The organism is Paenibacillus sp. ACRSA (assembly GCF_022346845.1).
Lineage (GTDB): Bacteria > Bacillota > Bacilli > Paenibacillales > Paenibacillaceae > Paenibacillus.
In genome coordinates this window covers 125,452-142,409 of the sequence record NZ_JAKRNP010000002.1, presented here as the reverse complement: position 1 = coordinate 142,409, position 16,958 = coordinate 125,452, and the positions used below count along the sequence as shown (strand labels likewise).

11 protein-coding genes are annotated in these 16,958 nt (G+C 46.1%); all 11 read left to right on the top strand.

Going from position 1 to position 16,958, the window contains the following annotated elements; genetic code table 11:
• Nucleotides 1–211: 211 nt before the first annotated feature.
• The 11 genes from MH215_RS05605 to MH215_RS05555 all read left to right on the top strand — a co-directional run bounded on the left by MH215_RS05605 (nucleotide 212) and on the right by MH215_RS05555 (nucleotide 16,788).
• Nucleotides 212–5,434 (top strand): S8 family serine peptidase, encoded by a 5,223-nt coding sequence (locus tag MH215_RS05605; protein WP_239288962.1) that lies wholly within the window; start codon nucleotides 212–214, stop codon nucleotides 5,432–5,434.
• Nucleotides 5,435–5,667: 233 nt separating this feature from the next.
• The gene (locus tag MH215_RS05600; RefSeq protein ID WP_239288961.1) at nucleotides 5,668–6,912 is read left to right on the top strand and encodes a trans-sulfuration enzyme family protein; all 1,245 of its coding nucleotides are present in this window, start codon (nucleotides 5,668–5,670) and stop codon (nucleotides 6,910–6,912) included.
• Between the two features lie 117 nt (nucleotides 6,913–7,029).
• A complete protein-coding gene (locus MH215_RS05595) occupies nucleotides 7,030–7,776 on the top strand; it encodes a FadR/GntR family transcriptional regulator (protein ID WP_239288959.1) in 747 nt (248 codons plus the stop codon).
• On the top strand, nucleotides 7,776–8,984 hold the full coding sequence (locus MH215_RS05590) for a M20 metallopeptidase family protein (RefSeq protein ID WP_239288957.1): 1,209 nt from the start codon (nucleotides 7,776–7,778) through the stop codon (nucleotides 8,982–8,984). Before MH215_RS05595 ends, MH215_RS05590 begins: the two co-directional genes overlap by 1 nt.
• Entirely contained in the window at nucleotides 8,981–10,546 is a 1,566-nt protein-coding gene (locus tag MH215_RS05585) for an ABC transporter substrate-binding protein (protein WP_239288955.1), read from the top strand. The genes MH215_RS05590 and MH215_RS05585 overlap by 4 nt, the downstream gene beginning before the upstream one ends.
• A 150-nt stretch (nucleotides 10,547–10,696) precedes the next feature.
• The gene (locus tag MH215_RS05580; protein ID WP_239288953.1) at nucleotides 10,697–11,614 is read left to right on the top strand and encodes an ABC transporter permease; all 918 of its coding nucleotides are present in this window, start codon (nucleotides 10,697–10,699) and stop codon (nucleotides 11,612–11,614) included.
• 16 nt (nucleotides 11,615–11,630) lie between these two features.
• On the top strand, nucleotides 11,631–12,563 hold the full coding sequence (locus MH215_RS05575) for an ABC transporter permease (RefSeq protein ID WP_239288951.1): 933 nt from the start codon (nucleotides 11,631–11,633) through the stop codon (nucleotides 12,561–12,563).
• A gap of 26 nt (nucleotides 12,564–12,589) precedes the next feature.
• Nucleotides 12,590–14,617: a S9 family peptidase gene (locus tag MH215_RS05570; protein WP_239288950.1), complete on the top strand. Its 2,028-nt coding sequence runs from the start codon at nucleotides 12,590–12,592 to the stop codon at nucleotides 14,615–14,617.
• Entirely contained in the window at nucleotides 14,614–15,078 is a 465-nt protein-coding gene (locus MH215_RS05565; protein ID WP_239288949.1) for a hypothetical protein, read from the top strand. Before MH215_RS05570 ends, MH215_RS05565 begins: the two co-directional genes overlap by 4 nt.
• 251 nt (nucleotides 15,079–15,329) lie before the next feature.
• A complete protein-coding gene (locus MH215_RS05560; protein WP_239288948.1) occupies nucleotides 15,330–15,905 on the top strand; it encodes a TetR/AcrR family transcriptional regulator in 576 nt (191 codons plus the stop codon).
• A 22-nt stretch (nucleotides 15,906–15,927) separates the two neighbouring features.
• Entirely contained in the window at nucleotides 15,928–16,788 is an 861-nt protein-coding gene (locus tag MH215_RS05555) for an aminoglycoside phosphotransferase family protein (RefSeq protein WP_239288947.1), read from the top strand.
• Nucleotides 16,789–16,958 lie beyond the last annotated feature (170 nt).

Here is a 16,958-nt window from a genome sequence, read left to right as displayed (position 1 = left end):
TTCAATCTATTCATATCGATCTTATTTAAAACTAATCCATTCTAATCACTATAGAAGTTGCCTGTTAGGGAGGTGAGGCTTAGCGTAGTCCAATAAGCTTCGTAATATATCATTTGTGGAGATGTTTCAAACTGTTGCACCGTTTTATGACACGGCGATGAGCTACGTGCTTCGCTAGATTCCAAAAACCGGGTAAAGGGAGTGGAAAAGTTTGATAAAAGCAAAACGGTTACGTAAGCCCCTCTCATTAGGGTTATCGCTTCTCCTTGCACTATCGATCGTTCAACCGGTTTCGGCTGACAACACCTCATCACAGAAGATTGACATGAAGTCTGGCGCAGCTAAGGTTACAACGTCCAAAGTTAATGCAAAGCTGAACACACAGTTTGAGAACAAGGATTATGTTACTTATTTAGTCAAAATGAAAGAGCAGGTTGATACGACAAAAGTCTCTCAACAGGCCATGGAGCAGGCCACAATTCAGAAGATGACCGCTTCGGCGACGAAGCTATCGGTTCGAACTTCTGTAGTGGGTTCTTTGCGGGAGACTGCTTCACGCACACAATATAATCTGGAACGTTTACTAGAAGAAGAGCTTGAGCTAGGTAAAGTAAAAGAATACAAAAGCTATTTTATCGTTAACTCCCTTGTAGTCACGAGCACAAAGGACGTCATGGAGCAGATTGCGCTGCATTCCGAAGTGGATAAGATCCTTCCAAATGAGGAGCGTTTCCTCCAGAAAGTAGAAATCAACAAAGAGCAGACCAGTGAAATCGAGAAATCCAGTGAAGTCGAGAAATCGAATGAAGCTGCAAAAGCCAATGCGACAGCTAATGAAAATGTGGAATGGAATATTGATTACATTAATGCACCAGCTGTCTGGGAGAAGGGGATTGATGGGACAGGTATAGTTGTTGCGAACTTGGACAGCGGTGTTGATTACACCCATCCAGCGCTTCGTAACCAATGGAGAGGTATCGATGCTTCAGGCAATATTGTGAACCCTGAGCTTAGTTGGTATGACCCGCACAGCCGTGCATCCCTTCCTGCTGACGGCGACGGTCATGGAACCCACACGATGGGTACGATGGTTGGTGCGGAAGCAGATGGCTCCAATCAGATTGGTGTTGCTCCCGGTGCCAAATGGATTGGCGTTCGTATTTTCAATCCAAGCACTACGGATGCCATCATCTTAGACGGCGGACAGTGGTTGCTTGCACCAGTCGATGCTGAAGGTAATCTTCATCCGGAGCTTGCACCGGACGTAGTGAACAATTCATGGGGCGGCGGCCCAGGATTAGACGAGTGGTTCCGTCCAATGGTACAAGCTTGGCGTGACGCTCAGATTTTCCCTGAGTTCTCTGCAGGTAACGTTAACTTAACGAATCCGGGTGGTCCTGGTTCGGTTGCGAACCCAGCCAACTATCCAGAGAGCTTTGCAACAGGGGCAACAGATATCAACGGTAATCTGGGCTCGTTCTCTCTTCTAGGTCCCTCTCCATATGATGAGATTAAACCGGATGTTGCTGCTCCTGGTGTTAACATTCGTTCCGCCATTCCTGGCGGGGGATATGAGGGAGGCTGGGACGGTACGTCCATGGCTGGACCACACACGACAGCACTTGCAGCGCTGCTGCTCCAAGCCAATCATTCTCTGAATGTAGATCAGCTTGAGCAGATTATTATGGATACGGCGACACCCGCAACAGATCAACGATACCCGACCTCACCTAATAACGGGTATGGACACGGAATTATTAATGCTTTGGATGCGGTAGGATCTGTTGTTGAAGGCATCGGTACAGTCTCTGGCCGAGTCGTTACCGCTGGAGATGATCTGGAGGAGCCTGTATTGGAGCATACACCTGTCAACTCAGCTTTTTCAGGAATCGACGTTCCACTCACCGCTCATGTTACAGATAATGTGGCTGTGCTGTCGGTTGAGGCTTTCGCTAGAACGAAAGGAACGGACACCTATGTGTATTTGCCGATGCAACGAATTACTGGAGATAGTAAGGACGGCACATATTCCGCAACGATACCTTCATTTTTAGTGGAGTCACCTGGGCTAGAATATTATATTCGAGTTAACGATTATGGCAATAACGGTTTTGATAGTAAAGTGTATGATGTCGCTGTGTCGAATGGCGTTCAACCAGGATACATTCAAGATTTTGAGGAAAATGATCTCGGATTCACTTCCGGAGGGCCTGGAAATACGTGGGCATGGGGATCACCAATCAGCGGTCCCAAACAGGCATACTCGGGTGATAAGCTGATCGCAACTAATTTGGAAGGTACTTATGCAGCGAATAGTAATGCTTATTTGCTCGCACCGCCCATTGATCTGACCGAAAGCCCAGAAGGGGCTATTCTATCCTTCAAGCATTGGTTCGATCTAGAGAATAACATCGATTTTGGTAAGGTATACATCGCAACAGAAGATCGTGATTTTGCTTTTGAAGAGTTACTCAGTTTCACAGGAGCTGGGGGAGATTGGAAAACGCAATTTGTGGATCTAAGAGAATATGCAGGGCAACAGGTATTTATCAAGTTTAATCTGACAAGTGATAATTCGATTCAAAAAGCAGGCTGGTACATTGATGACTTCTCCATCCAAGCACCAGATGATGTTGCTCCTGAAGCACCTAGTGCTTTGTCTGCAGCGAAAGACATTTTAGGCAATGTAACCTTGTCTTGGACGGGGCCGGAGGATGAAGATCTGAAGTCTTATGTGGTCTATCGTTCATCAAGCTCTGGTGAAGATTACGAGGCAATCGGCGATACATCGGCAACAACATTTATAGACACCGCGACAGTAACGGATACAACATATTATTACACCGTTGCCGCGCTAGATTACAGTGGGAATGAAAGTGAGAAATCCAATGAAGTATCCGTGACCGTCGAGGTTCCGGAAGATATCTATACGGATTCGTTCGACGGTGATTCAGATAACGGATGGACACATGCAGGAACCAAGGATGAGTGGGAACGCGGAGTCCCGGTCAATGGACCTGCAAGTGCTGTATCAGCACCGAATGTTTGGGCAACCGATCTGGATAGTACGTATGAGAACGGTTCGAACTACTCTCTCGTATCTCCAGTTGTTGACCTGACAGAGCTTCCTGAAGCTACGCTGACATTTAACCACTGGTATGAGATTGAGGGTGGTTACGATTATGGTTACGTTGAAGCAACAACGGATGGTGGTGCAACATGGTCTGAGCTCGGGAAATTTTCACATAATACGATTGGCAAGCAATGGACTCCGGTATTTTATGACCTGAAGGCACTCACAGGTCATGAAGCTCAATTCCGATTCCGTTTAACCTCGGACAACAGCGTTGTGAAGCAAGGCTGGTACATTGATGATTTTCGTATTCTGGGTGTTGCTACCGCTACGGTAACGACTGACCATGCTGTTGTGCTCAGTGGCGACAAACCAAAACCAGTTTACGACAATCCTTGGTACAAGATCACACGTACGGACAAATATGAGTTTAATAAAACGAAGCAAGAAGCGCCTAAACAAGAACAGCCGCAAGATGGTTCCGTTTCACCACTAAGCTTGCCTGCGAGTGCTACGGTTACCGTGCTGGAGACGGGACGTTCTGTGAAGACAGATTCGGCGACTGGCAGATACAGCTTCACCCATGTCGCAGGTGAATACACCTTGAAGGCAGAGGCGTATGGATATTATCCACGCACTGAAAGAGTTACAATTACAGATGGTGGAGGCGCGAAAGCCAACTTTAATCTGGAGGCGATACCTCATGGAGAAATTCAAGGTATTGTGACGGATGAACGCTCAGGTAAACCGATTGCTGGAGCAACGGTTCTTGTTCTCGAAGACGCTCAGGTAGGGGCAATACGTACCGGTACAGACGGTAGCTTTGTGCTTGAAGTACTAGAAGGAACCTATACGCTGTCCGTAGTTGCAACGGATTATTACAGTAAAAAGGTGAACGTAACCGTGCCTGGCAATGGGTCAGTGCAATCCAATGTTACGCTGAAACCTTTTATCGGATTCCCTGGAGAAATTGCTTATGATGATGGAACAGCTGAGAATGCGAGAGCTTTTGTGGCAGCGAATAATGCTTGGGCTGTGCGCATGACACCAGACTTGGCTACGGCTCAACTTACAGGGGCTTCCTTCCGATTCTGGAATACTGAATGGCCGCAGCCAGGTGGCACAGCATTCCAGTATGCAGTGTACGACGCAAGCGGTGCAGCTGGTGCACCTGGACGATTGCTCGCAGGGCCTTTCGATGGTACAGCACTGCGCAATGATCAGTGGACAACCGTTGAATTCTCTGAATCCGTGGTTGTAGAAGGCGACTTCTACATCGTGTATGTTCAGACAACCGAAGGCACACAAGCGCCTGGACTGGCGACTGACGAAACAGGATTAAATGCTGGTCGCAGTTGGCAACGAGTGAATGGTAACTGGACTACAGCACCTGCCGAAGAAGGCAATTATATGATCCGTGCAATCGTTAAATATCCAGTCAATGCACCTGTCATCACGACTTCCGTGAAAGGAACATATACGAATAAAACCAAAATTACCGTGAACGGCACTTCCCCAGCTTCTGGAGCAGAGGCTCGCATCTACAATGGCGGAAAAGCTGTAGGTACGGCTCAGGTGGTGAATGGTAAATTCACGCATGAAGTGAACCTTCAGTCAGGAGTGAATGCACTCACGGCAGAGGTGATCGTGAATGGCAAAGCAACTGATCGCTCTCTTCCAGTTGTCGTTATCTTGGACAAGACAGCGCCAGTATTAAACATCCTTACACCTGAAGAGGGAAGTCGCACAAACGCTGAAGTCGTTCATGTTACAGGCAATGTGGTGGAAGCATTCCTGGATACGTTAACCGTGAATGGACTGAAGGTTGTCGTTGGCCAAGATCGAAGCTTCAGTCACCGGGTACTCGTGAATGAAGGCAAGAATACGATTACCATTACAGCCAAAGACCTTGCAGGAAATATAACCACGATTACTCGAATCGTACAAGTTGAGACTGAGTTGCCAGAAATAACGAATATAACGCCGGCTGAAGATGTTCGCATTACCTCTGGCGAGAGCATCACTGTTTCGTTTGAGAGCGCACCGAATTTGCAGGCTTCATTCCAAATTGAATTGCCGCTCGATCTGCAAGCAAGAGCAGGAATTCCATTGACGGAAAGCTCCCCGGGACATTATACAGGAACGTATACAACACCTGAATCCTTGGTTCTGGATGGTGGCGTTATCGTGATCAAAGTTCGTGATGCTGCAGGCAATGAAACTGAGATTGAAGCAGCTGGACGTTTGTACGTTTCAGCACCTAACGCTATCGAATCACCATCCGAAATTCCTGACACACCAGGAGTAGAGGACGTGGACTCGCCAACAGATGTTGACAATGATGCTGAACCGACCACATAATACGATCGGAGTTTAAAGTGTAAACGCAATGGCATGCCCCAATCCTTTCTAAATAAGAAGGGAGCGGGGCTTTTTCTTTTGTATGACGATCCGTTGGTTTGTATTTATCATCTAACATTAATGTTGTTGACGGTATATAAGGTGAAGTATATATTGAAACAAATAAATGGTTTAAAGTTTATACCTTATAAGTTTGGTCGTTGTGCAAAGTTATAACAGAATGGAGAGAGTAGATGAAGGATTCTTGGAAGTTTGATACGAAGGTGGTTCATGTAGGACATCAACCGGATGAGTGCACAGGTGCTGTCTCTCAACCGATCGTTCCTGCTGTTGCATATGCTTTTCCGAATGCGGATGCTGCCGCAGCCGTTGTATCGGGACAAATGGAAGGCACGTTCTATGGAAGATATGGTAATCCAACCACACGCACGTTGGAGCTAAAAATAGCGGAGTTGGAAAGTGGAGAGGATGCGATTGCTTTAAGCAGTGGGATGGCAGCGATCTCTTCAGCATTGTTGGCCTTTTTGCAACATGGAGATCATGTCGTTGTAACGAAAGATATTTATGGAGGCACATACAATTTTGTAACCCAGATGGGTAGTCGTTTTGGTATAAGTCACGACTTCGTGGATTGTACGAATCTGGAGGCTTTGGAGCTGTCTATACGAGAGAATACGAAGGCGATTTATGTCGAAACTCCTTCTAATCCACTGTTAACGATTCTGGATCTGAAGCAGATTGCCATGATCGCTAATGCCAGAGGCATTCCACTAATTGTGGACAACACATTTATGACACCGTATCTTCAACGCCCGCTTGAGCTTGGGGCTGATGTTGTTGTCCACAGTGCAACCAAGTATCTGAACGGTCATGGAGATGTCGTCGCAGGCGTTGTTGTCGCTTCCAGCAAAGTCATTGAATTTATCCGTAAAAGAATAGCCGGGGACCTCGGTCAAAATTTAAACGCCTGGGAGTCATTTCTGATTCTGAGGGGATTGAAAACACTTGGTCTCCGCGTACGTGCGCATTGCGAGAATTCACGTGAGGTTGCAGCATTTCTAGCCGCACATCCGCATGTTCAAGCCTTGCATTATCCAGGGATCACGTCTCATCCTCAGCATGAATTGGCGAAGCAACAGATGGATGACATGGGTGGGGTCGTTTCGTTTGAGGTCAAGGGAGGGCTTGAGGCAGCAAAGGCATTTATGAATCAGTTGAAACTCATACTAATTTCATTCAGCCTTGGTGATCCTGAGACATTGGTGCAGCACCCTGCTACGATGACACATTTCTCCATACCCCCAGAGGAAAGGCTACATTTTGGAATTACGGATGGTTTAATCCGCTTGTCTGTGGGACTGGAGGATGCACAAGATATCATCGCTGATCTTCAACAAGCTTTAGCTGTCATTGGAGGTCAGATGGAACAGATGGAGCATCCCAAAGTGAACGAAGTTGTGAATGCCTCTGTCGAATAAGAAATAAATATGCTGAATTTTGAAAAAAATGATTGCATATCTGTTTACTCGGAATTATATTAAGAGTATAAGTTTAATGGTATAAGGTTTAGACAATAGATCAATCGGAGGGTGAATATGCTTAACCAACAGACTTTCCAATTTGAGAAAGTTTCTGCAATAAAGGTTAGTGAATTTATTAGGGAGCAGTTGGAGGAAGCCATAATACTCAAGGAAATGTTGAGTGAAGATCAGCTCCCTTCCGAAAGAGAGTTAGCTGAAATTTTCAATGCCAGCCGAATTACAGTGCGTGAAGCGCTGTCTGCCCTAGAAGTCAAAGGCTTAATCGAGAAGCGTGTGGGTGCCAAGGGAGGCACGTTTATCCTTCCGATCACAGCCAATGCACATAAGCGAACCAAGGAAGAGATTATGCGGGACTGGGATCAAATGTTACATGTGTTCGAATATCGCACGATTGTTGAGCCAGAAGGTGCTTTTCTGGCTGCTGAGCGGATCACCGCAGGCGAACTGGAGTTGCTTGAAAGCTATATTGAGCAGAGCGTACAGCCAGATTGCTCGCGGGAATGGTTCCGGGCGCTTGACGTTAAGTTCCATCTGACCATCGCAAAAGCATCGGGAAACCCGTATCTGGAGTCAGCGGTAAGACAGATTCGAACCAAGATCAATCCAGCGCTGGATCTCATGCCCTATAACGAACATGTTCGCTCTCTTAATCAGGGTGTACATACAGAGATTTTGGAGGCTTTGAAGGCTCATGATCCTGCTAGATCACGTGATACGATGAAAAAGCATATCGCTTTCTCTGCGGATGCTATTTACTCTCGTCTGGTTTCACCGGAACAACAAGAAGGGAATGAGCAATAATGCAGCATACCGATTTATATCAGCTTGCACAAGAACTTCAGCCTCGTTTGGTAGATTGGCGGAGGGATTTTCATCGGCATCCGGAGATTGGTTACGAAGAGCATCGAACATCGGAGATCGTAGCTGCGCACTTAGAGAGTCTAGGACTTGAAGTGACGCGCCATGTGGGGAAGACCGGAGTAGTTGGTCTGTTGCGAGGTGAGAGCGATGGACCAACCTTTGCACTTCGAGCCGATATGGATGCATTACCGATTCAGGATCAGAAAACAGTAGAGTACAGCTCACAGATTGAGGGCAAAGCTCATTTGTGTGGGCACGATGCCCATACAACGATTCTGATGGGAGCGGCTGAACTTCTGACCAAGTTGGGACGACCCAAATCAGGTAACATCAAATTTGTCTTTCAGCCTGCCGAAGAGGGACTTGCTGGCGCACGTGCAATGATTCAGGATGGTGTGCTGGAGAATCCGAAGGTCGATGCAATTGCAGGACTTCATGTGACTCCAGGTCAGGATACTGGAACGGTCGGTGTGAGCAGAGGAGTTGCATTTGCTTCTGCGGATCGTTTGGTCATTCGTGTTCTGGGCAAAGGTGGACATGCTGCTAGACCACATGAAGGTATCGACGCGATTGCCGTATCTGCTCAAGTGATAACAGCCTTGCAGAATCTCGCGAGTCGTATGGTAGATCCGCTAGAACCTGTCGTGGTAACTATCGGCAAAATCACAGGTGGTTATATGGGAACTGCCATTGCAGATGAGGTTGAAATGATCGGAACGGTGAGAACACTTTCTCCGGCAGTGCGTGAGCGAATGCCTGCACTGATCGAACAGGTGGTTAGCGGTGTATGCAGCTCGTTTGGAGCAGGCCATGAAGTCATTTATGGGGATGGTTATCCGGTTGTAGTTAACGATTTAGACATGGTGGATTTTCTTGGGGAAACGGTTGATGGGCTCGATTGGGCCAAAGGCTGGAGCAGTATTCCACCTTCCACGGGAGGCGAGGATTTTGCATTCTACTGTGAACAGATTCCTGGTGTATTCTTCCGACTAGGATCAGGTAATGAAGAAGAACGAACTCGTTACGCACTCCATCATCCGATGTTCGACCTGGATGAGAACGTGATGCCGTATGGTGTAGCTATGCTTTCAGCAATCGCATTACAATTTTTGAGCAAGAACACAACTCAGGGGGAGCGTGCAAAATGAGAAAAAGACAATGGACAAGCATGTTGATTACACTACTGGCTGTAGTAATGGTGTTGAGCGCATGCGGCAGTAAAGCAACGGATACAGGAACGAACTCCACATCCAGTGAAGCGAGCAGTGACACTGCACCAAGCACAACGCTAACGATTGCAGCAGCGACCGATATTGAAAGCTTCGATCCACACAATAACAACAACACTTCGAGCGAAGCTGTATTGGTTAACGTATTCGATTACTTGATCAAGAACGATAGTGAGCAGAAAAAAGTCCCTGGGCTTGCTACCTCTTGGGAGCAAGTTAATGATACAACGTGGAGATTCAATCTGCGTGAAGGCGTTACTTTCCATAACGGAGATCCGTTCACAGCAGATGATGTGAAATACACGCTAGAGCGTGTAGCGAAAGATAGCGCTTTGAAGCAAAATAGTTATTTCAAAAACATCGTCGAAGTGAAGGTTGTGGATGAGCACACCGCCGACATCATTACTGACGGACCAGATCCATTGCTCTTGAACCGTCTGTCCAAGATGGGCGCAGGCATTCTCCCAGCTAAATATATTGAAGAAAACGGAATCGATGCATTCTTGAAACAACCGGTAGGAACAGGACCTTACAAGTTCAGCAAATGGAACAAAGATGATCGTGTTGAACTCGTGAAAAATGAGAATTACTTCGATGGTGAGCCAAAATGGAATGAAGTTGTGTTCCGCGTAATTCCAGAAGCGTCCACACGTGTATCTGAATTGCTTGCAGGCGGAGTCGATGTCGCTTCATCGATCCCATCTACAGATATCGCTCGAATTGAAGGCGAAGCTGACAAAAAAATCGTGAAGGCACCAATCCAACGTGTGCTTCAGTTGATCTTCCGTCAAACCGAAGGCAGCATCACGGCTGATCCTAAGGTTCGTGAAGCTATTGATCTTGCGATTGATAAACAAGGCATTGTAGACAGTATTGCTGGAGGCGCAGGTATCGTAACGCGCACATCTGTAACACCAGGTAACTTCGGTGCTGATCCATCACTCTACAAAACATCACTCTATGACTTAGAGAAGGCTAAGCAGCTGTTGACCGATGCGGGTTATGCTGAAGGTGAAGCAGAGATGACGATCTCGGTGTCCTCTCAATACAAGGAACAGGCTGAGGTTGTAGCTGCAATGCTCGAACAGGCTGGATTCAAAATTAACCTGGATGTGCTTGAGCCAAGTGCGTTCAGCGAACGTTATAGCTCCAAGTCATTCAAGGAAATCTTCATGATTGGTATTGGTAACTCTCTATTTGACGCATCGAATAACTACAACCGTTACATGACAGAAGAAGCCAAAGGCGAATCCGATTACAACAATCCCGAAGTGGAGAAGTTGCTCCAATCCGCATTGGTGAATATGGATCCTGAGGCTCGTGAGAAAGAGTATCAACAAGTACAGCAAATTTTTGCAGAAGAACGTCCGGCGGTATACCTCTACCAGATGGAAGGTGTCTACGGAACGAATGCAAACGTGAATTTTGCGCCTCGTAGTGACGAAATGTTCTATGCTGACGAGATTACTCCTGCAAAATAACATCGGACAGAACAGTCTGTCATCGCAAGGATAAGCCGTGAGCGGCAGGGACTGGATACCATGTTCCTGCCGTTCTTTTATTCACGCCAAGGTACAGTATTCATATGGGAAGTTGTTGCTAAGATTAATGGTTATGGAGGTGAACGCAGAATGGGGAAGTATGTACTTAAATCTTTACTTCAAGTTGTTCCGGTATTGTTCATTGTTTCACTCATCGTATTTATCTTGGTCAGAGTCACTGGGGATCCCGTTGCACTTATGCTTCCGGAGACAGCCACTGCTGAGGATCGGGCTGTGCTGACACAAGCGCTTGGATTGGATCAGCCTTTATACACGCAATACATCAAATTCTTGGGCAGCGCATTGCAGGGAGATTTTGGTCAATCTTTTCGTTACAATGAGCCGGCACTGCAACTTGTCTTAGAGCGTTTGCCTGCCAGTTTTGAACTCGCTGTAGCTGCAATGTTTTTTGCGGTGATTATGGCGATTCCGTTAGGTGTGGCTTCAGCAGTTAAACGGAACACATTCACGGATCTGATCATTTCAGGTATCTCCGTTATAGGTAAAGCCATGCCAAACTTCTGGATGGGCATCATGCTCATTCTACTCTTCTCCGTCATGTGGGGAGTACTGCCTGTATCCGGTCGGGGTGGAATAAGCCATTTAATTCTACCTGCATTTACGCTAGGTGTCGGATTGGCAGCTCAGATGACTCGTCTGATACGTTCCAGCATGTTAGATATTTTGAGCCAAGACTATATCCGTACCGCTCGAAGTAAGGGACTTGGTCGTATGGTTGTCATCGGAAAGCACGCGTTCCGCAACGGGTTGATTCCCGTGGTGACGATCATGAGTCTGCAATTTACGAGTTTGATCGGTGGGACTTTGATTACAGAGACGGTATTTTCCTGGCCAGGACTTGGTCAGTTACTAGTTGTTGCAGTGAACACACATGATATGGCGATTGTACAAGCAGCGGTATTTGTGATTGCATTCATTGTGGTTATTACCAATATATTGACGGATGTAGTCTACCGACTGCTTGATCCGCGAATCAAATACGACTAGAGGGAGGTGCAACCTGATGACAGGAAGCAATGAATTGCCACTTCCGGGTTCAGAGCCGGATCGTGAGCCTGGAGTACGAACCCCAACAGGATTACGCTACATTTGGAAACAACTGATTATTAGTAAAACAGGAATGTTTGGAGCGGTGCTCGTCTTGCTGGTTGTATTAACAGCCATATGTGCACCTCTGCTCGCAAGCCATGATCCTGCTGCGGTTAATCCGCTGAATCGCCTCAAACCACCTGCTTGGCTAGAGGGAGGAAGCGCTGAATATTGGCTAGGTACTGACAATCTAGGCAGGGACATGTGGAGTCGGATCGTGTATGGAGCAAGGGTCTCGTTAATTGTAGGTATGGGGGCGGTCATTGTTTCCGGAATCATTGGTGCGATTCTGGGACTGCTGTCCGGATTCTATGGTAAATGGATCGATGCGGTAATCATGCGGGTGGGAGATGCCTTCATGGCGATCCCAACGATTCTATTCATGCTTGTGGTTATGGCGATTGTAGGCCCAGGCATTACAACGTTGATTTTTGTAATTGGGATAACGAACTGGGTATCTTATACACGTGTTGTTCGAAGTGAAGTTCTCAGTATCAAGGAGAGGGATTACGTTCAAGCCGCAAGATCTATTGGGGCGAAGAATGCACGCTTAATCATCAGACACATTGTACCCAACATCTTATCTTCCTTTATAGTTATCTCGGGTATGAACGTCGGTACAACGATTATTATGGAAGCTTCACTTAGTTTCCTCGGTCTTGGCATTAAGCCACCAGATGTATCTTGGGGCGGAATGTTAAGTGATGGTAGACAGTATGTAGCGACAAGCTGGTGGGTAGCTACGTTTCCTGGCCTAGCCATTACGTTTACTGTGCTCGGAGTCATTTTCTTAGGGGATTGGCTACGTGACGTGCTTGATCCACGTACAGATACAACACGAAAATAAAATGGCTTGAGGAGGAGACAATCGAGATGAATCAACGACCTATTATCCCTGAGGATTTGTATCGTTATCGCTGGATTAGTCAGCCAGTTGTCAATCAGAGCGGACAGGTAGCATATGTGGAACAAACCATTGATCGGTTGAAAAATGAATATAACACCCAAATCCGAGGGATTGGGTTAGATGGCAGCCAAGACGTTGCGCTCACGGACGGTGTTAAAGACTCAGCTCCTTCCTGGTCGCCAGGCGGTGATAAGCTCGCATTTCTGCGTGCTGGCGATGGTGGTGGTAAAGGGCTGTGGGTTCTGACACCGGGTGATGAACAACCTGCTGTGCTACTCTCCGCCGATCACAAAATATTGAGTTATGTCTGGTCTCCTGATGGACATTCCATTGCATTTACAAGCAAAGCGCTTCGTAATCAAGAAGAATCGACTGGGGAAAATAAAGGTGAAGCGGCTCCTATGCGAGGACGTGTATTTGAACGGACAACACCAAAAGCGGAAGGTTCGGGTTGGTGGGATGGGCTTTATAGTCATTTATTTATCTATGAACTTGCTTCAAGTACAGTAACACAACTTACATCTGGTGAGTGGAATGTGTCTTCACCTGTCTGGTCTCCGGATAATCAGTCGTTGTCTTACATGTCCAAACAGGTAGACGATAGCGACCTCGATCCGGATCTGTTGTATTTTACCGATGTATTTACAATTCGAATTGCAGATCGTGTTCCCTTCAAAGTGACAACGTCTGATCTATTGATCAGCCAATTTTCATATACGCCAGATGGTCAGCGGCTTGTATTGCTCGCAAGTGATCGTGAATACGGCAGTGGCAGCCACAATAGGTTATACGAAGTGTTAGTCAGTGGAGGTACAGTGAAGCCAATTTCCTCACATCTGGATATGCAATTTGGCAACGCAGCATTAGGAGATATGAAATCGGCTCCTGCTTCTCCGGCACCACTTTTTGAACAGAATGACCCTTCGGGTAACGCGATGTATGTTCTAGGTACACATGATGGCAATGTTGATGTATATCGCATCAGTGTAGATCGAGAGTGTCAATCCATAACTGGAGCAGGCGAAAAGGATGTTTACCAATATACGTTGTCACCCGACGGCAAAATACTCATATATGCTGCGCTGACTGAAGATCGTCCTGGCGAGTTGTATTGTGTGGATTTGGATGACGGGCAAACGTTCAGACTTACATATCGGAACGATGAGATGATGTCCGAATTGGAAGTACAACGTCCAGAACGTATTGAATTTACCTCGTCAGATGGATGGCCCATTCAAGGCTGGATCATCCGACCAGAGAAGCGTGATGCAAGTGTGCAAACGAAATCACCTATGATTCTACAGATTCATGGTGGACCTCATGCGATGTACACGGGCACATTCAGTCATGAAATACAATCGCTAGCGGCACAAGGATATGCAGTGTTGTGGGTGAATCCGCGTGGAAGTATGGGATATGGTCAGGCGTTCGCTAGAGCTTGCCGTGGTGATTTTGCTGGTGGGGATTACCGTGACCTGATGGAAGCTGTAGATTACGCACTCGCGATGTATGACGAATTGGATGAATCGCGGCTTGGCGTGGGTGGCGGTAGCTACGGTGGCGTCATGACGAACTGGATTGTCGCTCATAACCATCGATTCAAGGCAGCTGTAACTCAGCGTTGCATCTCTAATTGGTTGTCCATGTATGGAACAAGTGATATCGGCATTTCCTATGTCGAAGGTGTGATTGGTGGGAATCCGGCACATCACGCACAATGGTTGTGGTCACGCTCACCGCTTGCATATGCACATCAGATCGAGACGCCGCTATTGATTATGCATGGGGAGCAGGACTATCGAACACCGATTGCACAAGCAGAAGAACTCTATACAACGCTCAAGCGGTACGGCAAAACGACCAAGCTGATTCGATATCCAGGCTCCAACCACTCTTTGCTGAAAATCGGTAAACCTTCACTGCGTGTAGATAGCTTCGAACAGGTGAATCGCTGGTTTAATCAATATCTACAAGAGGCAGGGGAAGAAGCATGAGTACGATCCAGCTTTCTATTCCAGTTGGACTGTTAGTCGAAAATGTGCTCACGAGCGGTGAAGCCGCTGATGACATCATCCAATGTTTACACCAGAGAGATTACACGCAGTTACTGCCCAAACTGAAGGAACCTACGATGAATTTGGATGACAGATTACAGACGGCTGCTGAAGTAGGAGAAGATTGGGAGACGGCGATCCGTCTGGGATATGAATTCAAGTTTTTGCATATTAACGGGCTGAAGAGGCTGCTAGATTTTCGGTTTGGTCAAAAGGTAGAGCGGGATTATGTACAGGAGAATCTGTCATTGCACAAGGTTCAACTTCACAAACAAGAACTTGAATTACTCCGTTCAATGATCAGCCGACAATGGGATGTTGTTGTTTTGGAAGAGAAAGATGAACAATCAGAGCAATCTACTTCACCAATTATGGTGAGTATTCAATTGAAGTATCAATAATGAAAAGAGCCTCGTTATCGTGGCTCTTTTTTTGTTGTTGAAATGCCTAAACATGCTGTGCATTAACATTAATGAAAGGATGCAATCCTTGCTCTCTCGCATGAAGGTGATCATCCAATATTTTTTAATTATATATGAACTAATCTTGTGAATTGACATTCCAATAAAATCCATATAACATACGTAATATAACAAGTGTTATTTAATGAATATTATACAACACAAACAAGATTGGGGTTGAGTTGATAACTATGCCGCCAAAAGTTGAGATTACCAAAGATAAAGTTTTAGAGGCTGCATTCGATATGGTGCGGGAGCAAGGATTGGATGTATTAACAGCTAGAAATATCGCACATAGGCTGCAGTGTTCTACACAACCGATTTATAGTGCATGCGGCAATATGGATGAATTAAAGGAAGAACTGTTCGACCGAGCAGTAGACTTTGCTATTGATACAATGAAAACCTACAAGAATGAACAGAATAGCCCTGCCATGAATTTGATCCTCGGATGCTTGATATTCTCACACCAAGAGAAGCATCTGTTCAGAGCTTTGTATCTGTCTGATTACCGTGCGGTTTACTTGAGCAACAATAAGGATCGACTGAATGAGGAAATATATGCTGCCTTCCTTCAAATTGATCATCGCTTGCAAGAGATTGAAGAGACCCGAGCCCGCTCAGTGTATCTCAAAATTATGACCTATTGGCTCGGCATAGGTACCAAGATTAATACGAATACATCTGAGCTAGATCTTGACGAAGCGACAAATATGTTGGAAGAGATGTATAAATTATTAAGCGTAAAAGAAGGGCTTGTGCGTTAATTCGGGTAAAGGAGCCAGCGATATGAACTCAAAACTCGGTGTTAAGCTTGGTGAAGGCGGTTGTGCAGAGGTGTATGCTTGGGAAGGTGAAAGTAAAATCATCAAATTGGCTAAACCTAACACAATTATTGAAGCATTACAGGCAGAACTGCATCATTGTCGTATTGCCTGGTCATGTGGACTCACTGTCCCTCAGCCGTTTGAGATGCAGGAAGTTGAGGAGAGATGGGGGATTGTGTTTGAACGTGTGCACGGTGACTCGATTATGAAAAAGTTCGTTGAAACAACGCTGGATCGTTCCAGACATAATCAACCGCTACATGTTTCCGAGGACTACATTGATGCCAGAATAACAGCCCAAATGTTATATCAGGTACACTCACATTCTGTACCGAACATGCCGAGTCAAAGAGATAATATCAAGCATGATATTCAGCGAGCACAATATTTGTCTGAGGCTGAGAAGGCGCGAGTTATTGAGCTTTTGGATCAAATTCCGACCAAACAGCAGCTATGTCATGGAGACCCGAATCCCGGGAACATCATTCTTCGTGATCATGATGCGATCATGATCGATTGGAACAATGCTTCTGTTGGGAACCCTGAAGCTGATCTAGCCGAATATATCATCATGATTCAGTATGCCATTTTACCAGCCAACGTTCCGCAAGAAGTGCATGAAGCGTTAGAGGCAACACGTGAAGAGAGCATTCGTATGTTCATAGAGCAGTATGAAAGGTTGTCTGGCATTAGTGAAGTAGACATTGAGCCGTGGATGGTTGTAGTTGCCTCCCGGAAGCTGGCTGCTGACGGTATATCGGAAGAAGAGAAGGGGCTGCTTGTACAAGAGATCCAAAGAAGACTTCATTCCACGCCTAAATAATAGGTGTACATCCTAGTGTCGAGAACTTCTGCCATGTAAATAAGATGAAATAAGAAAAGAAGCGACGGGTGAATGCATATGACATTCTTCCCGTCGCTTTTTCTATGAGATTACTATTAATGTTGTGGTTATCGTAGATGCATGGATATGAAACAATCATCTAACTATCG